At 64.3% G+C, this 22,147-nt stretch carries 17 protein-coding genes; 4 read left to right on the top strand and 13 right to left on the bottom strand.

Going from position 1 to position 22,147, the window contains the following annotated elements; translation table 11 throughout:
- Window positions 1–12: 12 nt before the first annotated feature.
- Window positions 13–498 carry an OsmC family protein gene (locus HWY45_RS16965; protein WP_059884586.1) on the bottom strand — a complete coding sequence of 162 codons (486 nt, stop codon included), beginning with the start codon at window positions 496–498 and terminating at the stop codon, window positions 13–15.
- Between the two features lie 48 nt (window positions 499–546).
- Entirely contained in the window at window positions 547–1,479 is a 933-nt protein-coding gene (locus tag HWY45_RS16970) for a 2-hydroxyacid dehydrogenase (protein WP_059562118.1), read from the bottom strand.
- Between the two features lie 162 nt (window positions 1,480–1,641).
- On the opposite strand from HWY45_RS16970, the gene osmF reads away from it, so the two are divergent.
- From osmF to HWY45_RS16990, 4 genes are read left to right on the top strand one after another with little or no spacing between them, the layout of a single operon-like run.
- Window positions 1,642–2,565 (top strand): glycine betaine ABC transporter substrate-binding protein OsmF, encoded by a 924-nt coding sequence (gene osmF / locus HWY45_RS16975; RefSeq protein WP_059562608.1) that lies wholly within the window; start codon window positions 1,642–1,644, stop codon window positions 2,563–2,565.
- Window positions 2,562–3,740 carry an ABC transporter permease gene (locus HWY45_RS16980; RefSeq protein WP_059884584.1) on the top strand — a complete coding sequence of 393 codons (1,179 nt, stop codon included), beginning with the start codon at window positions 2,562–2,564 and terminating at the stop codon, window positions 3,738–3,740. Before osmF ends, HWY45_RS16980 begins: the two co-directional genes overlap by 4 nt.
- Complete coding sequence (locus HWY45_RS16985) at window positions 3,737–4,675, top strand: ABC transporter ATP-binding protein (RefSeq protein WP_059884582.1); 939 nt, start codon at window positions 3,737–3,739, stop codon at window positions 4,673–4,675. Before HWY45_RS16980 ends, HWY45_RS16985 begins: the two co-directional genes overlap by 4 nt.
- A complete protein-coding gene (locus HWY45_RS16990; protein ID WP_059562106.1) occupies window positions 4,672–5,433 on the top strand; it encodes an ABC transporter permease in 762 nt (253 codons plus the stop codon). The genes HWY45_RS16985 and HWY45_RS16990 overlap by 4 nt, the downstream gene beginning before the upstream one ends.
- Window positions 5,434–5,454: 21 nt before the next feature.
- On the opposite strand, the gene tssJ is transcribed toward HWY45_RS16990, so the two are convergent.
- The 11 genes from tssJ to HWY45_RS17045 form a co-directional block, all read right to left on the bottom strand.
- Window positions 5,455–6,024 carry a type VI secretion system lipoprotein TssJ gene (tssJ, locus tag HWY45_RS16995; RefSeq protein ID WP_230946838.1) on the bottom strand — a complete coding sequence of 190 codons (570 nt, stop codon included), beginning with the start codon at window positions 6,022–6,024 and terminating at the stop codon, window positions 5,455–5,457.
- Window positions 6,025–6,059: 35 nt separating this feature from the next.
- The gene (gene tssG / locus HWY45_RS17000) at window positions 6,060–7,064 is read right to left on the bottom strand and encodes a type VI secretion system baseplate subunit TssG (protein ID WP_059884765.1); all 1,005 of its coding nucleotides are present in this window, start codon (window positions 7,062–7,064) and stop codon (window positions 6,060–6,062) included.
- A gap of 74 nt (window positions 7,065–7,138) precedes the next feature.
- Window positions 7,139–8,962 (bottom strand): type VI secretion system baseplate subunit TssF, encoded by a 1,824-nt coding sequence (gene tssF / locus HWY45_RS17005; RefSeq protein ID WP_059884578.1) that lies wholly within the window; start codon window positions 8,960–8,962, stop codon window positions 7,139–7,141.
- A gap of 133 nt (window positions 8,963–9,095) precedes the next feature.
- Window positions 9,096–12,722 (bottom strand): ImcF-related family protein, encoded by a 3,627-nt coding sequence (locus HWY45_RS17010; protein ID WP_059884576.1) that lies wholly within the window; start codon window positions 12,720–12,722, stop codon window positions 9,096–9,098.
- 13 nt (window positions 12,723–12,735) lie between these two features.
- Window positions 12,736–14,010, bottom strand: coding sequence for a hypothetical protein (locus HWY45_RS17015; protein ID WP_059884574.1), 1,275 nt, complete (start codon window positions 14,008–14,010; stop codon window positions 12,736–12,738).
- Window positions 14,010–14,267, bottom strand: a complete 258-nt coding sequence (locus HWY45_RS17020; protein WP_059884572.1) for a PAAR domain-containing protein — start codon at window positions 14,265–14,267, stop codon at window positions 14,010–14,012. Before HWY45_RS17020 ends, HWY45_RS17015 begins: the two co-directional genes overlap by 1 nt.
- A gap of 64 nt (window positions 14,268–14,331) precedes the next feature.
- A complete protein-coding gene (locus HWY45_RS17025) occupies window positions 14,332–15,675 on the bottom strand; it encodes an ankyrin repeat domain-containing protein (RefSeq protein WP_059884570.1) in 1,344 nt (447 codons plus the stop codon).
- A gap of 260 nt (window positions 15,676–15,935) precedes the next feature.
- Complete coding sequence (locus tag HWY45_RS17030; RefSeq protein ID WP_060092249.1) at window positions 15,936–16,877, bottom strand: DUF6708 domain-containing protein; 942 nt, start codon at window positions 16,875–16,877, stop codon at window positions 15,936–15,938.
- A complete protein-coding gene (locus HWY45_RS17035; protein WP_059884566.1) occupies window positions 16,877–18,127 on the bottom strand; it encodes a hypothetical protein in 1,251 nt (416 codons plus the stop codon). The genes HWY45_RS17030 and HWY45_RS17035 overlap by 1 nt, the downstream gene beginning before the upstream one ends.
- Before the next feature lie 22 nt (window positions 18,128–18,149).
- Window positions 18,150–19,088: a DUF6708 domain-containing protein gene (locus tag HWY45_RS17040; protein ID WP_150998574.1), complete on the bottom strand. Its 939-nt coding sequence runs from the start codon at window positions 19,086–19,088 to the stop codon at window positions 18,150–18,152.
- A complete protein-coding gene (locus HWY45_RS17045; RefSeq protein WP_155631889.1) occupies window positions 19,088–22,147 on the bottom strand; it encodes a T6SS effector BTH_I2691 family protein in 3,060 nt (1,019 codons plus the stop codon). Before HWY45_RS17045 ends, HWY45_RS17040 begins: the two co-directional genes overlap by 1 nt.

The following is a 22,147-nucleotide window of genomic DNA, read 5'->3' on the forward strand; positions in this document are numbered from 1 at the left end:
CCGGCGAACGGCTCAACGCGCGCCGGCATGCGACCACGTCCCTTCGATATCGATCACCGTGCGCACGGAGTTCGCGAGGAAGCATGCGTCGTGCGCTTCGTGATGCAGCGCCGCCACCTCCGCGTCGGTCGGCGCGCGCTCGCCGGCGAACGTCACCGCCGGCTTCAGCACGACGCGCGTCACCACTTCCTTGCCCGCGTCGTTCTTCTCCATCGTGCCCTGCGCCGCATCGCGATAGCGCGTGACGACGAAGCGCTTCTGCGCGGCGATCGACAGGAACCACAGCATGTGGCAGCTCGACAGCGCCGCAACGTACGCCTCCTCCGGGTCGACCGCGGCCGGATCCGAGAAAGGCGCGCGCACCACGTGCGGCGAGCTCGACGCGGGCACCGTGACGCCGCCGTCGAAGCGCCATTCGTGCTTGCGGCTGTAGCGGTTGTCGGTGAACTTCTCGTCCGGTGCGCCCTGCCATTCGACTTCAGCGGTATACGTCGACATCCTGGCTCCTTCGTTGACAAAAATCCTGTGTGTGCGCGCCGCGCCGGCTCAGATCGGCGTCAGCAGCGGCTCGCCCGCGAAATGCCGCGCGGCGTTGTCGAGGAACTGCTGCACCGAGCGGTCCAGCGCCTCGGGCGACCAGCCGCCCATGTGCGGCGTCAGCACGACGTTGTCGAGATCGAGCAGCGCGTGCGGCGGCGCCGGCTCGCCCTCGTACACGTCGAGCCCCGCGCCGCCGAGGCGGCCTTCGCGCAACGCGTCTGCCAACGCAGCGGTATCGACAACGCTGCCGCGCGCGATATTGACGAGAAATCCGTTCGGGCCGAGCGCATCGAGCACCGTGCGGTCGATCAGGTGACGGGTGCCCGCGCCGCCCGGCGTCGCGACGAGCAGGAAGTCGGCCCACTGCGCGAGCGCGTCGAGCCGGTCGAAATGGCGATAGGTAACGCCGGCCCTCGGCGTGCGGTTGTGATAGCCGATCTCGAGATCGAAGCCGGCCGCGCGGCGCGCGAATTTCTCGCCGATCTTGCCGAGACCGACGATGCCGAGCTTCTTGCCGGACACGTTCGGCGGCAGCGGCAACGCATCGCGCCAGATGCCCGCGCGGGTCTGGCCGTCCAGCCGCACGACGCCGCGCACCGTGGCAAGCAGCAGCGCGAATGCATGATCGGCGACGCAGTCGTCGTTGGTGCCCGTGCCGGCCGCGACGGCCACGCCGCGCGTGCGCGCATGCGCGACGTCGATGTGCTCGAAGCCCGCGCCGAGCGCGCTGACGAAGGTCAGGCGCGGCAGCCGATCGATTTCGGCGGCGGTGAGGCCCGTGCTGCCGTTGGTCAGCACCGCGCGGATCGTGCCGCCGTGCTCGGCGATGGCCTGTGCGCGTGCGTCGGGGGTGAGGGCATAGCGCACGTCGAACGACGCGGCGATCTGGCGATGCGCGTCGTCGCGCATCGGGATGAGGATCAGCAGCTCGGGCTTCATGATGGAATTCGGCTTCGCGGCGATGCACGGCAGTGTATCGGAAGACGCCGGATCGCGTACGGGAGAACCGGCCCAAAACGGCGCACGCGGTTTGCCAAAGCAGGCCCGCTCAAGTAAGTTTCGGCGTACGCTCCTTTTCTCACAATGCTGGAGGTCGGCCCGATGAAACTTGCCCTGCCCGCCCGGATGCTGGGCCTCGCGTTCGCCGCCGCCGTCGCGGCGCCCGGCGCGCATGCCGCCGACGCCGTCGTGGTGTCGTCGAAGATCGATACCGAAGGCAACCTGCTCGGCAACGTGATCGCGCAGGTGCTGAAGGCGCACGGCATTCCGGTCACCCAGAAGATCGCGCTCGGCACGACGCCGATCGTGCGCAAGGCGCTCGTCAGCGGCGAGATCGACATCTATCCCGAGTACACGGGCAACGCCGCCTTCTTCTTCAACAAGGCCGACGATCCCGTGTGGAAGGACGCGGCGCAAGGCTACGACACCGCGAAGAAGCTCGACTACGCGGCCAATCGCCTCGTGTGGCTCACGCCGTCGCCCGCGAACAATACGTGGGGCGTCGCGGTGCTCGCGCCGCTCGCACAGGCGCAGCGCCTGAAAAGCTTTTCCGATTTCGGCAAATGGGTGGCCGGCGGCGGCAAGCTGAAGCTCGCGGCGTCCGCCGAGTTCGTCAACAGCGCGTCCGCGCTGCCGTCGTTCGAGAAGGCGTATGGCTTCAAGCTGAAGCCCGACCAGCTCGTCGTGCTGTCCGGCGGCGACACGGCGGCCACCATCAAGGCCGCCGCGAACCAGACCGACGGCGTGAACGCGGCGATGGTCTACGGCACCGACGGCGGGATCGCGGCCAGCGGCCTCGCGGTGCTCGACGACGACAAGCACGTGCAGCCCGTCTATGCGCCGACGCCGGTGATTCGCGAAGCGGTGCTGAAAGCGCATCCGCAGATCGCCGACTACCTGAAGCCGGTGTTCGCGAGCCTCGACCTGAAGACGCTGCAGACGCTCAACAGCCGCATCCAGATCAACGGCGAGCCGGCCGCGGGCGTCGCCGCGCAGTACCTGAAGGCGAAGGGCTTCGTGAAATGACGGCGCGCGCGGCCGCCTCCGCGCGACGCCTCGCGGCCGACCGGGTCGGCATCCTGATCGGCGCGCTGACGATCGGCGCGGTGCTGTTCGCGCCGTTCGTCGTGCTGCGGCCGAACCGGATCGCGGCAGGCGCCGGGCTCCCGCTGCTCCATGCCTTGCCGGGCGCGCAAGCCAGCGCGCTCGCCGCGCTGTGGATCGCCGCCGCACTGTGGACGATGACGGCGAGCCGGCCCGCGTGGCGCCTCGCCGTCGGTTGCGGGCTGCTCGCGACGCTCGGCTACGCGGCCGGCGCCGCCGCGACGCATCTCGTCGCGGCCGACGACGCGCTCGCGCGCGTGTCGCCCGCCGCCGGCGTCTGGCTGCTGCTGTTCGCGTGGGCCGTGCTGGTCGCCGATGCGCTCGCGCGGCTCGCGTTCGGCCCGTGGCGGCGGCTCGCCGCGCTCGCGCTCGCCGTCGCGGCGCTCGCCGTGCCGCTCGCGACCGGCTGGTGGGACGGGCTCTCCGTGATGCGCGAATACGCGGTGCGCGGCGACGACTTCTGGCGCGAGGCCGCGCGGCACGTCGCGCTCGCGGGCGGCTCGGTCGCGGCCGCGCTGGTCGCGGGCCTGCCGCTCGGCATCGCGTGCGCGCGCGTCGACGCGGTGCGCGCGGCGGTGATGCCGGTGCTCAATGTCGTTCAGACGATCCCGAGCATCGCGATGTACGGGCTGATGATGGCGCCGCTCGGCATGCTCGCCGCGCACGTGCCGCTCGCGGCCTCACTCGGCGTGCGCGGGATCGGCGTCGCGCCGGCCGTGCTCGCGCTGTTCCTGTATTCGCTGCTGCCGATCGCCTCGAGCGTCGCGGTGGGCCTGCAGCAGGTGCCGCCGCAAGTAACCGAAGCCGCGCGCGCGATGGGCATGACGGGCGCGCAGCGCCTGCTGCGGGTCGACCTCGTGCTCGCGCTGCCGGTAATCCTGAGCGGCGTGCGCATCGTGCTCGTACAGAACATCGGCCTGACCGCGGTGGCCGCGCTGATCGGCGGCGGCGGTTTCGGCACCTTCATCTTCCAGGGGATCGGGCAATCCGCCGCCGATCTCGTGCTGCTCGGCGCGATCCCGACGATCGCGCTCGCGCTGATGGCCGCCGTCGTGTTCGAAGCCGCGACCGCACTCGCGAAAGGACCTTCCGCATGATCGAAATCGAACGGCTCGGCAAGCGCTTCGGCGATCTCGTCGCGGTCGACGACGTGTCGCTGACGATGCGGCGCGGCACGATCACCGCACTGGTCGGCGCGTCGGGCAGCGGCAAGTCGACGCTGCTGCGGATGATCAACCGGCTGATCGCGCCGAGCGCGGGCACCGTGCGCATCGACGGCGTCGACACCGCAAGCGTGCCGCCCGAGCAGCTGCGGCGCGGCATCGGCTACGTGATCCAGGGCCACGGCCTGTTTCCGCACTGGAACGTCGCGCGCAACATCGCGACCGTGCCGCGCCTGCTCGGCTGGCCGGCGGCGCGCATCGACGCGCGCGTGCGCGAGCTGCTCGTGCTTTTCAATCTCGCGCCGGACGAGTTCGCGGGCAAGCTGCCGCACGAGCTGTCCGGCGGCCAGCAGCAGCGCGTCGGCGTCGCGCGCGCGCTCGCCGCGGAGCCCGCGATGCTGCTGATGGACGAGCCGTTCGGCGCGCTCGATCCGATCATCCGCGGCAAGGCGCAGGACGAGCTGCTCGCGCTGCAGCGGCGGCTCGGCATTACGGTCGTGCTCGTCACGCATGACATCGAGGAAGCGCTGAAGCTCGGCGACACGATCGCGGTGATGGACGGCGGCCGGCTGCTGCAGGTCGCGCCGCCCGCCGAGATCCTCGGCCAGCCAGCGGCGGGCGTCGTCGAGCAACTGGTGGCCGGCGTCGACCGGCCGCTGCGCCTGCTCGCGCTGACGCCGGTCGGCGACGTGGCCGAGCCCGGCCGCGCCGACGGCGAGCCGATCGCCGCGACGCGCACGCTGCGCGACGCGATCTCCGAGCTGCTGTGGCGGGGCGTCGACGTGCTGCCGGTCGAGGACGCCGATGGCCGCATCACGCGCCGCATCGCGCTCGACGCGATTCGCGCGCATGCGCGACGGCCCGCATGACGACGCGGCCCACCGCGCACCGCCGGCGCGGCTTCGCTTCGCTCGCCGCGCGCGTGGCCGCGCTGGCGCTGCTGCTCGTGCTGCTGCTGCGTCCGGCATGGCTGCAAGGGCTGTTCGCGCCGTTCGCGGACAACGGCGCGCCCGTCATCTACGACCGCGCGAGCCTGCTCGACCTCACGCTCGCGCATCTCGGCACGGTCGCGCTGTCGAGCCTGATCGGCACGCTGCTCGCGATCGCGGCCGGCATCGCGGTGACGCGGCCGTCCGGCGCGGATTTCCTGCCGGTGGCGCGCAGCATCGTGAACATCGGCCAGACGTTTCCGCCGGTGGCCGTGCTCGCGCTCGCGGTGCCGGCGGTCGGCTTCGGCCTGCAGCCGGTGCTGATCGCGCTGGTGCTGTACGGGCTGCTGCCGGTCTTCGAAAGCACGATCGCGGGCATCGAGGACGTGCCGCGCGACGTCGTCGACGCCGCGCGCGGGATGGGCATGAGCGGCTGGCAGCAACTGGCCACCGTGGAGCTGCCGCTCGCGCTTCCGGTAATCGTCAACGGTATTCGCCTCGCGGTCGTGATCAATCTCGGCACCGCGACGATCGGCTCGACGGTCGCCGCGCGCGGGCTCGGCGACGTGATCATCGCGGGCCTGCAGACCGCGAACACGGCATTCGTGCTGCAGGGCGGGATGATCGTCGGGTTGCTGGCGGTGCTGGTGAGCGATGCGATCGGGGCGCTTGCGCGGCTGGTCGAGAGGCGTGCATAGCGCTCTCCCTGCCAGCCCTTGTCATCCGGCCTGCGTTCCATATTCAGTCACCGCAGCCGGCCTGGACTTCAGTGGGTTTGGTACGCTCTGCAGCGGCGAACGGCGCCTGGGCTCATCCGTCGCTCCCACAACGTTCAACGTGTTGCCGCGCGCCTCGATCTTCACCGGATCGGTTTTCTTCCATTGCTGCTTCGGAATCGTCAGTTTCCACATCGAATTCCTGCCCGGATCGCGGAAAAACGCAACCACGCCAACATGTTCCGTATCGCTGTGCATGGGTTCACTTATGCTCGCACTCGCATCCGGACGCAGCACGACGTCCGTGGTCGCAAGCACATCGGCTTTCAACACGTCGCGATCGTCCGCCTGCAACTGCGCGTAATCGAGCTGACGGAACGTCTGCAATGCTTTCAGCTGATAAATCCGCACGACCGTAGACAACGATTGCTCGGCGTCATTCGGATTGAGCGACGCTCGGCTGACGAGATCGATGTTCATCGTCTTCACCTGCGTCGTGAACGCCCACTTCGCCGCGCCCACCGTGCCATCCTTCACCGCCTGCCCCACCCCGCATCCCGCGACGGCAAGCATGGTCAGCACGACTGTGCCGGTTCTAAACGGTCGCATCATTCAATCGGTCCCTTGTTGTGTTGCCATTTCGATTTCGTCGCGTAGCGCGCGTGCTCGCTGCCTCCGGTCCACTCGCCAAGCTGCACACGAGTCATCCCGGTTGCCGCGGCAGGCGAGCCGGGCGGCGGCAGCAAAGTCGTGTACCCCAGACTGACCTGATTCGAATTCAGTTGCTGAGCCGGCATCAGCTCCGGTGACACATGCATTTCCAGATGCGCGCTGGCTTCGTAACCCAGATAAAAGCGCAAGAGCGCCATGAGTTCCCGGTGGTGGCCGCGCCCCAGCAACAGATCGACAACCGCCTTGCGCGTGTATGGCGTGATGATCACGCGCACCGTGTTTGCCCGATCATGGAATCCGCGCCCAAGCAGACACCCTTCACCGAGCGCGCCGGGTGTGGCCGTGCCCACGTGTATCCATACCGGATGACACTCCTCGACCGTCACCCGCGCGTCGGCCACTGCATGCCGAAGCACGCCGGCCAGCCCTTCGGCCGTACGCGTCTTCTGCCCCGCGAGTCCGAGCATCGACAGCAATTTTCGGGCGCCGACGGCCTGCGCGATCTCCGATTCACCCATGCCAAGCCCTGCGAAGCTCAACAAGCAACGCGAAACGGTATCGGTGCCTCCACGCCTGAATCCGGCTGGATAGCGGTATTTGCGCCACACCCGGTAGTACTGCGTGACGATGCGATGATGGAACAGATCGAGAAACCCCGACATCGGCTCGGCGCCGTCGCGATTCTGTGCAATTTCGTCGACGAAATACGACGGCATGCGCGCGTCGACGCCATAGAGCCCGAGAAACGTCGTGCGAACCGCAGGTGGTGCCGCCGGATCATCGAGGTCATATTCGATCGCGTCGATTTCACGGCTCGGAAACCCGATCCGCGCCCGCGAACGGAAGCGGACCGGCTCGGCCGCCGCCGAATCGGTTGCACCGAGCGGCGCTCTGTCAGGTGCGGCCAGCTCGATCAATTCGCAGAAGCGAAAGAAATTCATCCTTACTGCGTTGTCGAGCAACTCCGGCAAGAGCGGACGATCTGCCCATGAAGGAGAGGTTCTTCGAGACGTACTCAAAACGGCGCTCCGTCACCCTTCGTATCTGGCCATGTGATGCGACGGCCAGTCGGCTGCGTCACGATCACGAGCTTCGTGAACAGGTTCAACGTCGCATAAAGTCCAAGAAAGCGATTGAGCATCCCGCCAAACAGTTCGATATCGCCTTCGCCGGCGAACGGGCTGCTGTCGAGCGTCACTTCGATCTCGACGCCCCGCTGCAGCCCCCCTTTCACGAGCTTCTGCAGCAGCCGATGCTTCACGTCGATGATCGCTTCGATGCGGCGCTTGTTCAGTTCGCCGTCGGTCCAGTCATACAGCGCCAGCGATCCGCGCAGGATCTCCGGGTTCAGCAGCGACAGGTAATTCGGCGAAAGATGCGACAGCACACGCCACTGAAAGCGGTCGCCGGTCGGCGGGTAGACGGGAAGCGTCGGCGCCGTCAGGTTGCGCACCGAGCCGACATTCGTGAAGCCGCTGCGCATCCGCGTCATGCTCGCTTCGCGCAGGGCTTTGCGGGGCAGCATCCCGTTCGTGCCGGTGACCGATAGCGACAACGTTTCCTTCGGGAGCGTCGCCTGCTGCTCCCACGCGTGGCCGCCGAGCACGACCCATGTATCGAACCGGCCTGACGGCCCGCGTCGCATGCGGCTGTGAAAGTACCGTTCGGGCATCTCGTGACGCAGCATGCCGCCACGGTGCCGGAACGATGCGAACGGTGCGTATTCGAAGCGCCGACCCGAACCCGCCTCGAAACCCTGCACGGTGTCGACCGAATACACGTCGACATGATCGCCTTGCTGCTCGATCGCATGGACGCGATACTCGGTTTCGAATTGCGTCGCGACGATCGGGTCGGCCTCCATCGGGAACAGATTGATGATCGGCGTACAGAAAAGGCGCACGTTCTCGGCGGAAAAGCGCATGTCGTCCGGATAGGGCCGGCTCGGCACGACCTCCACGTCGAAATACGGCGCGTCCTGTGGGATGGCCTGCATGTCCAGGCCAAGCAGGTCCACGAACATGAACTTTTCCGGGAACGTGAAGTACTCGAGCAGCAGTTGATACCCTCCGAATGCGTTGTCCGCCTTCGGCCACAGCCGTTCGCCGGCCGCGAACCCCGCGGGCTCGATGCGCAAGCCATGCATCGGCTGCGATGCGCCGGGACGGTCGGCGGGATAGCCCGGAACGCGTATGTGAATCGCGGCAGGCTCGTTCACGAGCGCCGCGTAGAGCGCCAGCGCGACAGGCCGGTCGGCGTTCAGGAACAGGCGCAGGCGCGGCACGGTCAGTTGCGCGCGCTGGACCTGAGGCTGCGTCTCGAACCGGAACCGCAGAACCGAGCGGCCATCGTCGCGTGTGTACGCATTCGCCTCGGAAAGCCGCAGTGGATACAAATCCACTTCCTGCGTGGTTCGATAGACGCATCGGACGCCATCGCCGCCCGCGCTGGACGGCGTTTCGACCGGAATCGGATCGGACATGACCTCCAGCCCCGCCGCAAGCGTTTCGTGCTTCTGCAACGCGCCGTTGGCCGGGCTCAGTTCGAGAATCGACAGCGACGGGATCATCCGCAAATAATGTGGCCACAGCATGCTGACGAGCCCCTCGGTCAATTCCGGCAGTTCGTCGTCGAGTTTGTGGCGCAGGCGTCCCATCAGAAAAGCGAAGCCTTCGAACAATCGTTCGACGTGCGGATCCCTGTCGCCGATGCGATCGATGTTCAGCATGCGTGCGCGGTCGGGGAACGCGTGTGCAAACTCCTTGCCCGCATCACGCAGGTAGCGCATCTCGGCTTCGTAGTAGCGGAGAATTTCGTTGTCTTTGGTCGCGTCGCTCATGGGTTCAGTCTCTCGTGGTTTGGCCCAGCCGGACGTCGACAGCCGCTCACGCCGGTATCGCGACGCGATTGCCGCGCCGGCCCGTCGAGGTCACGCACAAGCGAACGCCGCGTCGATGTTCGGTGGATGGCGTTCATAGCGGCCTCAGGCCTCCAGGCAACGGCGTATCCGCATGCTTCGCCGCGTCGAGCATTGCCCTCGGCAATGGCGGCGGACCATCGGTCCGCGCGGATTTTCTGACGGATTTGCCCGCATACGGCGCATTGACGGCGAAGATGCGTGGCGGTAATACGAATTGCCGCAACGCCAGCAATTCCAGCGGCCCCTTGCCCACTTCCGTGCGCAACATGAAGCTCAGCGGGTAAGTGAGAGTCATCGAAGCAGGCGTAAGCGGGCCTTGCGCCGTCAGACTATCGGCAGGATCGGCAACGGCCGTCGCCTCGTCGCCTTCTTCGTCATCGGCGTTCGAGACCGTCGTTGCGCTCGCTGCGGAAACCGCCGACGCGGGTCGCACTGCCCCGGGCGCGCGCGTATCGGGCGCCGCTTGCCATGTCAGCAGAAACGTGGCGCTGTCGACCGGTTGCACACGGGCCCGTTCGAGCATGCGCACCAGTCCCCAGCGACCTCCGAACTCGAATTGCTTGTTCGTCCCCGCCGTATCCGTCTGCCATTGCAGACGCGTGCCGAGCCCCTGCGTCCGGTTGGACGGCCATGTCAGCGGCTGCCACGTTTCCTGCTGGTTGTAGTAGTGCAGACTCTGACCGTCGAGCGTGAAGATCGTGTCGGTCACGCCCGCCGTGGGCACGGGCCGGAGATCGAACCGGTATTGCGGTTCGCCCTGCGCAAGGAGATGGCCCGCAATGCGCTGCAGCAGGTTCATTGCCCTCAGGAAATCGGGATCGAAAGTGACCGCGGTGCTGCCGGCCGCCGCCGGTTCCCACTGGTCACCTTGCAGTTCAAGCACGCCGGCAAGCTGCGAGCCGAGAAACGCGCCGATCAGTCCGCCTTGCGGCCGCAGAAAGCGTGCGAGTTCGGGAATCGACGCATCGTTGCCCGTATCGGCGAACGGATAGCGACCGGCGAACGATCGATTCCACGTTGCAACGATCGTCCGGCGCCACGCGGCGTTCAGGCTGGCCTGGGCCGGCTGCAGCACCGTTTGCGTCGCCTGGGCGACGGGCCGCACGAAGAGTGCGTCGCCCAGGCCGGCCCACTGCGCGCCGAGACTGGCGGCGATCAGCTGTGCATATGCCTGCGTATCGGCCAGTTCCGAGCCTTTGCCCTGAAACAAGGCCTGCGCGACCTGGCGAGCCCGGGCGTCGGCATCGGGGCTGTCGCTGATCTGCTGCAACTTCAGGCGCAACGTGGTGACGCGCTCCATGAATCGCTGCAAACTCAGGTCGCTGCTTCCACCACGGTTGACATCCCCCTGCGCGACAATGCGCAGCACGGGCCCGAACGACGCGCCGAGCGGCCCGGCAGGGTCGGGTTTCGCCGCTTGCGGCCCGTCGGCCTTGCCGCCGAATACCTGCTGCGCTTTGTCCACCAGCGTGTCGGACAACGACGTCTTCAGCGCCCCCGCCCCCCCTTGGTATTCGATCGATTTCATCAGCGCGATCACCGGCGACTGCCGCGCGTCGGCCATCAGCTTGAGCTGCTGGATCGCGGACGGCAGCGTGGGCGCCGGCTCCCATTGCAACGCGTTCATGAAACCCTGCCAGTGATCCGCGTAGTCGGCGAAATATCGGCTCGTGAGCGATGCCTTCATGCTCGCGGCCGAATGTTCCGGCGCCTGCCGCTGCGAACTGCCGCCCAGCACCCAATCGTTCGCGATTCCGTTGCGTTTGGCGGCTTCGTCGATCGCCGCCTCGATGGCGCCTTCGTAGGCTTGCCGCGTGAACACACCCGGCACCGATGCCGATGCCTTCAGCAGTCCACGCGCGTCGGTTCCGGCCGCGAGGGACGCGAGCGTCTGATCCGGGTAGCGATTGCCCACCGCGTCGATGACACCCTTGTAGACCGTATCTTCGGAGTTCTTCACGCCGATCACCGAGAGCAAGGTCTGACGTGCGGCATTGACCAGATCCTGACGCGGCTGGATGCGCCAGTCGGGGTGCGACTTCAGGTGACGGGCATAAAATCCGAGCAAGCGTTCGGACAGGTCAAGTTTCTCCCCGGCTCGCAGGTTCGCGCTCGTGCTCCAGTAATGGCCGAGCTGCGGCGTCATGAACGCCGCGTCGGCCCGATCCGGCTCGGCCAGCATCAGGTAGGTCTTGAGCGCCTCGTGACCGGCAAGCGCGATCCGGCTGGTCTGGTCATCGACCTGTTCGGTCTGCATCTGGCCGAGATCGACCAGGGTGGCTTCGAGGTTCTGCCGGATCGGCGTGACGAGGGCACCCAGGCTGGTCCGGGAATACGGATGCCACAGCGCCGCAAGCGTCTCCCGGTCGCGATTCATGCCGAAGCGGCTCAGCAGTGGCGCGTGTTGCCGCGCGCGGCTCTCGTAGAAGTCGATGCGCTGCTGCAGCGCCAGCAGCGCGCGCAGGCGCGCCGCCGAATCGGGAGCCGCATCCAGCGTGTGGAGCGCCTGCTTCGTGCGCTGCACTTCGCTCGCGTTCGACAACGCGGAGATCAGCATGCCGGCGGTCCAAAGCCCCAATGCGATAAAGGCGACGACCGAGCAGACGGTGGCCGGATGCCAGCCGACACAACGACCGGGGACGGTTCGCGCGACGCCGCCCAGATGCCGCCACAACGACAGCTCCGCCCCGCTCGGGGTGTCTTTTTCGCGTCCCTCGACCGGCGCTGGATAGGGGGCGAAAAACGCGCCGCCGACATGCTGCCTGCGATACCGTTTCCCGAATGCCGGATCAGTATCTCCGCCGAACATGCCGGCAATCCAGCCGGCAAGCGGCGCGGTGCGCGTGTCGAGTCGCGACGACAATTTTGCCGCGTAGAGGTTGCGAGCATTCCGGCTCAGTTGCACGATGCCGCGATTCGCAAGCTGAAGGCGAACAGCATGAAGGGCAGCCTCGATCGTCCCCCTCTCTGCATGGCGCGGAAACTCGCACCCTGTCAGCGGCGTCTCGACGCCTTCGACAGGATCGCTATCCGCCACGTCGAGCACGAACACCGGAGCGGCCCAGCGCAACGTGTCGGTGATACGTGCGAGGCGCACGTCAAGCGCGCCGATGCCACGTCGAGGCGCCGGCAGTTCGGCCGTGCCATCGACGGTCAATACGACTGCATCCACCGGCCTGCGGCGACGCAACCGGTACAGACGTTTCAGCCATGCTTCGTCGGGCAGATCGCCGTCGCCGGCCTTGCTCCAGAGCAGGACAGCGTCGTCGGTCACCAGCCAGCCGGTTTCCGTCAGCTCGGGCAGCAATCGTGCAATCGCCGAATCATGCCCCGTCAGCAGCAACCACGGCTGGCGATAGTGCCAGCGCATGCCGTACCGGCCGCACAGAATATGACGCAGTCCGGCAAAAGGATCGGATGGCGTGGCCGGCTGGCTTGTCGGCGCGACATCGACGATTTCAGCCGAGCCGACCTCGTGCGCCGCCGCCTTCCGGTCGGCCCGTCGCACCAGCAGCGCGTAGACGATGACGACGACGAGGAACAGCATGACCACCGCGCACACGGCGAGCAGCCGTTCTCTCATCGCGGGCAACCCGATCAAATCGCCCTTGCCGAGTACGAAGAGCGCGGCGCCGATCAGCGCCATGAAAAAAGCGGCCAGTTTGAAATTCAAACGCATCGTGGCATCCAGGTCAGTGTTGCGGCGCGACTACCGCCACCGTCAGCCGTTCCGCCTCGGAAATGCTGATCAGCTGCGTTCGCGCTGAAATCTTCGCGCGCTCCAGCGCAAGGGCCAGACATAGCCATGGCGCGGCGATGCCGGACACACCCAGCCGCAAGTCGATGTCGTGTTGGCCAGCAAGGTTCGGTGTCTTCATCACGCCCACGCCGACGGCGTCGAGATGACCGGCCAGCGCCCGGTTCAGCGGCGATTCCGCGCCGCCGGTCATCCAGTGATCGGTCAGTTCCGGCCCCTGGACGCGGCCCCATAGCAGCGCCTGCGTCACGCCCTGCCCAAGCCCCTTTTCATCACGTTGTTCAGGGCGAAAAAACAGCGCCTGGCTGGCAAGCCGCTTGCGCGCGGTCAGCGGAGCAGGCGCCAGCATCAGGATGACACCCGCCTCGGCCGCGCCGTCCGCCGGGGGCGTGTTCAGCAACGCGTTGAGTTGCACGACGCAAAGCAGGACCACAGCATCCGCGATTTCGGCTTCCTTTCCGTCGATCCAGCGGTCCGCCGAAATCAGTTCGGGGGCTGTCGTCGCGATTTCCGGCTTGAGCGCCGGGCCCAGTTGACAGGCGGTCCAGCACGCGCTCCAGATCGTTTCGATTTCAGGTGCAGAAAGCTGCGTGGCGATGCTCAACCGGACCACCATCTTCGTCCGTTCGGGTATCGCGCGCAGTGCCGGCGCAACCTGACGCAGCAGTGCGTCGAACAGGAATTTCAAGAGCTCTCGGTGTCGTTCGTCATCCGTGTTGTCGCCGGCGGGCAACCAGACACCGCCCTCCGGCTCGATCCAGCGCGCGCTGACGACTTCCTGGTCGCCAGGAAAGCGGCTTCGCGGCGCCAACGCCAGCCGCTTTTGCACGACGGCATCGGCTGTGTTGTCGATCGGCTCTACGGAAAAGACGAAACCTGAACCGAGCACATGCAGCGGAACGCGGGCCCGGCGGTGGACGCGTTCGAGATAGTCGCGCCGCGCGGTGTTGTAGTCGATCGCACGTTGCCGAGGAACCTGCAATACGCCGAGATAGGCGAGGAACGGAATCAGCCAGCCGAGGATCGGAAAGACGACGGCACAGGTCCAGAACCAGGGCGTATTCGTCGGTTCGCCGGCTGGCCAGAAGCGAACGACGCACAATGCGCCGCCACCGGTCAGGATGACAAACAAGAACGCCCATGCCAGCCACGCCGGCTTGATCGTCGGAACGTCCCGGGCAGGGCCGATCCGGAGCAGGTCGTAAGCCATCACGTGCTGCTCGTCACCTTGCTGGACGCGATCAGGACGGCTCCGCAGCGGGTCTTGTAGCCGTGGAATGCAAGCGGCAGATTGCCGTCGAGCATTCTGTCATTGCCCTCGGCGATTTCGTTGTCGCCGCACATCGGACACGACACCTTGTCGGTCTTGCGTGCCGCGCCGCGGCCGTTCAGCTTCACGCGCGACGAACCCGTCAGTACCTTGCCGCCGTGGCTCGTTTCGTCGCCGATGTAAATGACGTTTGGCATAGCTCTTGTTCTTGAAGTTTTAATGGGAAATCGATCGCTGACGCTCACGGCTCGGCACGAGCTATTAGTCGCTCGACTTCTCGCATACGATGCGTTGCTCGTCCTCGGTTTTGCAAACGATGGAAACGCCGTAATACGTGATCGGAAGACCTTCCTGCTCGAGCGAAACAGTCGTTGAAAAACCGGCACTATCTATTTTCAGATTCGCCAGACCTTTGCACTCACTCCGCGACGCAGCCAATCCAAACCAAAGTTCGTAATCTGTGTTTTTATTAAAATATTTCTTATTGATGTCGTCGATAAAAATAAGGATGGACTTTTTCGCCATGCGATCACGTGTGCTTTTAGACGCACATTCGGTGAGATCCCAACTTGCCATAAGGGCTGCCTGGTCGCTGACTTCCGCGCCCGCCTTCAGCAACAGATCACGCGCCTCCGGGGTGGCCTTCACCAATGCCGACCGACCTTCGTTATCCTTGAGATTGACGTTTGCACGAGCCGACAGCAGTACCTTCATCAATTCGAGCTTGCCCTTGTTCGCAGCGAGCGCCAGTGTCGCGCTACCATCCAGATCGACCGCATCGACGCTCGCTCCGGCAGCCAGCAATTCCTTCGCTATCCCTACATCCAGGGCGGGCCCATCGATGTTGTAGCCGACGTATTCCAATGCCGCCGAGCCGAAACGATTACGCGCATTGACGTCGAGCCCTTTTTTCAAAAGGAAACGCACCACATCGATATCGTTCGCCCGGACGGCACGCATCAGCAACGAGTCACGATCATTGTTCAAAACCCGCAGATCCGCGCCGGCGTCGGCCAGTGTCGTGAGAAGTGACAAACGTGTCGCGACTACACGATCGACGGTCGACAGGTCCTCGCGAGGCCTCGGAAGATGGCGATGTCTCAGCCTTTCATCCTCGCGAAAATACAACTCGGGAGCGCTGATTTCGCCGTCAGACGCATGCGGTGGACGGATTTCCCGAATCAGATCGTCATCGTCGTCTGATTCGTACGGTTGCCACAGCGCATACCAGGCTACGGAATTGCCTTCGCTGTCCGTTGCGTTGACATCCGCGCCGGCACGCATGAGCGCATTGACCACATCCAGGCTCCTCGCCTGCCGCAGTGCGAACATCAGTGCCGTGCTGCCCTTCCCCGCCACGCTGGCGGGCTTGGCTCCCGCAGCGATCAGCCTCTCGACAATATCGGCCCGCCCACGGGCGGCCGCGATCATCAAGCCGTCAATGCCGTCCGCGTTGGCGCGGTTCACACCCTTGTACCGGCTGCTGATTTTCTTTATCGCGGCGTCGACCTGTGGGAGTTCGTCATACTTCACCGCGGACAGGAATGCGTCCGTGTCGCTTGCCGAGCCGCAACCGACGAGAAGGCTCGACAGAAGCAGGATCAATCCGCACGAGTATCGATTGCTGACTTGCCTGACACCGCGCCAATCCAAAAACATTGTGCTTGCCCTCGTTGATTCATTTGTGTCGCGCTGGTAAGCGGTGCGTGAAGCTTTTCGGATGACTGGATGCCGATGCCTCATATCGCGCTGTGGCTTACCGCAGCGACTGTCGATCGGCGAAGTACCGCAGCAGCGTTCTTCTGTCGGCTGGAAATGTCGGCTCTTGGAACGGTCCAATCTAATGCCAATCACTGCAGTTCCGCCTACCGATATCCCGGGGGATTCAGACTGGAATCCCGCACATATGGGTCGCCCGGCTCGATTCGGCACGCCGCCTCGACGTCCGCCGGCCACCTCGGCACCTTGCTCGTCGCTCGGTTCACCAGACGACCGATGAAGAACAGAACATGGAACGGGGACATCAGCCATTTGAAGACCGGATTCCATGCATCGTTCGACACGAGCGCGATCCAGCCCTGGTACAGCGTTTCGCGTTTGTCTGCGATCGGCAGATACAACCCAAGCCCGGGCGCGTTGAGTACGGCGCGAGGACCTTCTTCCATGTATCGGCGGATGAACTCCCAGTGACGCAGGCAGTATTCCCGGCTGGTTGATGCGTAACCGAAGACGAACATCTCTTCGACTGTCTTCGGATCCTTGAGCACAAGGCCACATATGCCGAGCGTGCGGACGCCTGCCGACACCTGCATGTTGACCCGCAAGGCGAAGTACACGTTATCCCACGACGCCTTCAGCACCGTGCCGTCACCACGAAAGACGTAAACCATGCGCGTTCGGCGGTTAAGGCGAATGGGGTAGTGTGTGTATCCGAACCATTCTCCAATTTTCTTAAAGAAAACAACAAAAACTACGACGCCAAACAGCATAAGTATTGTTATTCCAAATAACGCAGCCGTCATTTCCCACTGATCCCGACGATCCCATTCAGAATTCAAGTAGAAATCAAATAGCGCAGACCCCCAAATTTTCACGAGTACCCAACCAAATAACCCGACGGCCCATATACCTATGATGCTCATCAACCCTCGATTTTTATGAAACCCATCTACTAGCTCGATATACGTCGAGTTCATCTTGATTACCATCGCAGATGCATGGGGATCCGCAACACGCTGCTTGATGAGAAGATGCCATTCACGGTCCTGCTCAGTCAGCGGGCGTTGTTTTTTGCTTGTCGTAAACATTACGCCCCCGCCATCGCCTTATTGAAGTCCGATTGCTCGACTTTTGGCTCGTCGTAGCGACTCGGCGTCGGCAAGACACCCCAATAGGTTCTTTCCAACCATTGAGAAAAAATGTCGCCTTTGATGTGATCGATCAACATACCTAGCGCCACCAGTACGACAGCCAGTACCACGCCCCACCCGGTCAGACTCAAGCCGAATAGCATCGTGGCTCCACCAGCAGCGGCAAAAGCAGCCCATCCAGCAAGCCCTGCCGCAAGCACTCCAACGAATCCAGAAATGCCCTGGAGCATCATCAGCCCCCATTTATTTTGATACCAGCTATCAACAACGTCCGCAAAATCCATCGCCGCCGACACCCCCCAAACCACCGCATTCACCACCCCCACCGCCCGCAACGCAATATCCGCCCGCGCTGCCAACCGCTCGCCTGCCCGCCGCTCCGCCATCCCCGTCGCATACAAATTCCGCCACGTCCCATACGCCTTCACCACCGTACCGCCCCCCACCGCAATCGAACCCACGAACATCGCGCCACCCAGCGTCTCCCGCAAATCCTGCTGCCCCGTCTTCTGGAACGACAGCGCCTTCTCCTCGCTTTCCAGCAGCGCCTTCCACCCCGCGAACTCGCACATCCCGTCGATCATCGCCAGCGCCCCCGCCGACACCGTCCCAACCATCGGCGCACTCAGCCTCGCCCTCAGCAACCGGTACTCCCGTACGCTCCCCGGCGACGTCACCTTCTCCGCCAGCAACTTCACCTTCTTAGTCGGATCGCTGATCACCTTCACTTCGTTCTCGAGGTCATCGGTGATGAACACCACCATCCTCGATTCCGCCTGCCCCGCCGCCGCCACCCTCTTCTCGAACGACGCAAGATTCCCGCTCGCAAAGCTCCCCACCACCTGACGCTCCGCGTGCGTCGTCAACTGCCTCACCTGCTGCGCCGACAGCGGCTTGCCTTCCGCCTTGCCGGCATCCGCGACGTTGTCCACGAACATCTGCGATAGCGTCTTGATCGTCTCCCGCGCCCCACCACTGATTTCCACCGTTCCCGCCGGCATCTTCAATGCCACACCCACCACCGCCATCCACCGCGAGAGCGCCTTCTCCATCGCATTGCCGTTGTATTCACGCAAGGCCGTCGACACCTGCGCCCCGATCTGCGTCAGCACGTTCGCCACCGAATCCGGCAACAGCTTCGGCCGCGCCCGGTAGTTATCGATGATTTGCCCAGTCGCGAGGTTCATCAGCGAAGCTCGGTTCTTCAATTCACCGATATCCCGGCGGATTCAGGCTGGAATCCCGCACATACGGATCGCCCGGCTCGATTCGGCACGCCGCTTCCACATCCGCCGGCCACCTCGGCACCTTGCTCGTTACTCGGTTCACCAGACGACCGATGAAAAACGCCACATGAAACGGAAACATCAGCCATTTGAAGACCGGATTCCACGCGTCGTTCGACACAAGCTCGATCCAGCCCTGGTACAGCGTTTCGCGTTTGTCCGCGATCGGCAGATACAACCCAAGCCCGGGCGCGTTGAGCACGGCGCGCGGTCCTTCTTCCATGTATCGGCGAATAAACTCCCAGTGACGCAGGCAGTATTCCCGGCTGCTTGACGCGTAACCGAAGACGAACATTTCTTCGACTGTCTTGGAATCCTTGAGCACAAGGCCGCATATGCCGAGCGTGCGGACGCCCGCCACCTGCATGTTGACCCGCAAGGCAAAGTACACGTCGTCCCACGACGCCTTCAATACCGTACCGTCACCACGAAAGACGTAAACCATGCGCGTTCGGCGGTTAAGGCGAATGGGGTAGTGCGTGTATCCGAACCATTCGCCAATTTTTCGAAGGAAAGTTACGCTGCCTAAAATTGTCGCCAGCAAAATTAGAGAGCAAACCCCAATCGCCAACAGCATTCTCCGCTCGTCATGCCGATTCCAATTCTGATCCATGTAGTGATCAAAAATTGCAACGCTGAAAAGCTGATAGAAAAACCATGCACACAGCACAAACGCAAGAACTCCAATAATGCTCATCAGGCCACGATTCGTGTGGTAACCATCAACAAGCTCCAGGTAAGTTGAATTCATCCTGATTGCCATCGCGGACGCATGAGGGTCTTCGGCACGGCGCTTAATGGGGAGATGCCATTCGCGATCCTGCTCAGTCAGAGGGCGTTCTTTTTTGCTAGTCGTAAACATCACGCCCCCGCCATCGCCTTACTAAAGTCCGACTGCTCTATCTTGGACTCCGTGTAACGACTCGGCACCGGCAAGACACCCCAATAGGTTCTTTCCAACCATTGAGAAAAAATGTCGCCTTTGATCTGATCGATCAACATACCTAGCGCCACCAGTACGACAGCCAGCACCACCCCCCACCCAGTCAGACTTAGGCCAAATAGCATCGTGCCTCCACCGGCGGTAGCAAATGCAGCCCATCCGGCAACGAAAGCAGCAGCGATACCTAAAGCCCCGGAGAAAAGCTGGAGCATTGCCAACTCCCATTTATTTTGATGTAAGCTGCTCGCCGCATCGACCCAATCCATCGCCGCCGACACCCCCCAAACCACCGCATTCACCACCCCCACCACCCGCAACGCAATATCCGCTCGCGCCGCCAGCTTTTCACCTGCCCGCCGCTCCGCCATCCCCGTCGCGTATAAGTTCCGCCACGTCCCATACGCCTTCACCACCGTACCGACCCCCACCGCAATCGAACCCACGAACATCGCGCCACCCAGCGTCTCCCGCAAATCCTGCTGCCCCGTCTTCTGGAACGACAGCGCCTTCTCCTCGCTTTCCAGCAGCGCCTTCCACCCCGCGAACTCGCACATCCCGTCGATCATCGCCAGCGCCCCCGCCGACACCGTCCCAACCATCGGCGCACTCAGCCTCGCCCTCAGCAACCTGTACTCCCGCACGCTCCCCGGCGACGTCACCTTCTCCGCCAGCAACTTCACCTTCTTCGTCGGATCGCTGATCGCCTTCAGTTCGTTCTCGAGGTCATCGGTGATGAACACCACCATCCTCGACTTCGCCTGCCCCGCCGCCGCCACCCTCTTCTCGAACGACGCAAGATTCCCGCTCGCAAAGCTCCCGACCACCTGACGCTCCGCGTGCGTCGTCAACTGCCTCACCTGCTGCGCCGACAGCGGCTTGCCTTCCGCCTTGCCGGCATCCGCGACGTTGTCCACGAACATCTGCGATAGCGTCTTGATCGTCTCCCGCGCCCCACCACTGATTTCCACCGTTCCCGCCGGCATCTTCAATGCCACACCCACCACCGCCATCCACCGCGAGAGCGCCTTCTCCATCGCATTGCCGTTGTATTCACGCAAGGCCGTCGACACCTGCGCCCCGATCTGCGTCAGCACGTTCGCCACCGAATCCGGCAACAGCTTCGGCCGCGCATCCTGCTTCGCCTGCGCGGCCTCGGCCTGACTGGCCTTCGCCGCCGCCTCGGCCTGCTCGGCCGCTCGCTTCAGCGGGTTGTCGAAGAGCGCCACGCCCGCCGACATCGCAGCCCCCAGCGCGAACTCCCGGGACGCCGCTTCCGCTTTCGCCTTGGCCCGATCCGCCGCCGCCTGTGCTTGTCGAGCCTTTGCCTGAATCGCCGGGTCCACCTTGAGCAGCACCTGAACGTGGCGCGTGTACTGATCCATGAGCGCCTTCCACGGCACCGCGTCCGGCTCCAGCGGCGCGGCCGCCATCGCCTTGATCAGGTCGTCCTGACGCAACATCAGCGCACGCAGCAGCAGATTGGTTTTCTCGGTGATGTCGCCCTTGAGCCAGCGCAGGTAAATCTCGCCGCAGCCACCGATCTGCTGGGTGGCCGCCATGCAGCGCTGCAGCGTCTCCGCGTAGACATCGCCGGACAACGGATCCGAGCCGTCATGCGTGCAATCGAGCTTGTTGGCGAGCAGATTGCTTTGCATCCACGCGGCATGCGCCTTTGCAAGCGACTCGATGTGCTGCCTCTGCAACGCATCGGATGCCTTCTTGTATTCCTCGACCCATCCGTCGTAGGCGGCGACGTTCAGCTTGGCGCGGTACGCTTGCCAGGATTTCTCCTGCGCCTCCTTCCACTTCGTCGGCGACGGATTCCGGATCAGCGCATCCAACTCGTTTTGCCTGGCAAGTGACTCTGCCGTCGTCCCAACTGCCGGTCGACCCGACGCCGGACGATTGGCCGTCGATGGCGTGGTCGCCATCGCCTCGCTATGTTCACGCGCCACTTCGTAGCTCAGCTTCAGATAGTCCGCGAGGTCGTTTGCCTTGCGAAACACTTCGAGCTTGACCTTCTCGTCGTTGGTCGCGCGCAGCGTCTTGATCGCCCCGTCGAGCGCGACCAGGTTCCGGTAGGTCGTCGGATACGGCCCATACCCTGCGCCATACTTTTCCTTCTCGACGCGCGTATCGAGCAGTCGTTCCGAATGCCAGTTGATCAGCGCCACCAGATCCTGCGTCACGCCCGCCGGGTCGTCCACCGCGACGATCGCGCCCGCCAGCTCCGGGCTGCGTCGGCGGCACGCGGCCTGCACGCCGTCCGCCTTGCCCGCATGCAAATGGAATCGGGGCGCCGACGACGGCGCGAAACCATTGGGTACCGGCTTGGCCGGCGCGTATTCAGCGACCGTCTTCGCCAGTTCACTCATCGGCACGGCGTGCGGGACGCTGCCACGCCCGTGGGCCGTGGCCGCTTTCGCCGAAGCCTGATGCGATTTCGCCCAAGCGCCCGCATCGAACGCGCGCATGTGCAACTCGCGCAGCCGCTTTCCGTGTGGCCCGCGATGCGCGTCGATGACCGCCGACGTCCATTGCACGTCCGAATACCCGAGCCAGACGATGCCGGCGTTGCGCGCGTCCGCGATCGAAATGCATCCCGCCAATTCCTGATGTCCGGTGTAGTTGCAGGGCTTCGCCGATTTCGCTTCGGCCGGCACCGCGGCTTCCGGCGCGAATCGCATGTAGTAGCCGTCTTCCGTGATCCAGTACGCGTCCATCCGGTCGCGTTTCTCGTCGTAGACGTACAGGTAGCCGCTTCGCAGCAGCCGCGCCGTGTACTGCGCGCTGCCGCCCTCCATGGTCAGATTCTGCTTCTTCCCTTTGCCGACGCTGTGCGCTGCATCCTCGATCTTCAACGGCTCGTTCACCGCCGGCAGCCCGATACTGGCGGGCGCGATCGCATAGCGCACCGGCATCAGCAGCAAACCATGCTTGTTGCAAAGATCGCACTTCGGTTCTGTACCAGCAGCCAT

The organism is Burkholderia stagnalis, assembly GCF_902830275.1.
In the GTDB taxonomy this organism is placed as follows: Bacteria; Pseudomonadota; Gammaproteobacteria; order Burkholderiales; family Burkholderiaceae; genus Burkholderia; species Burkholderia stagnalis.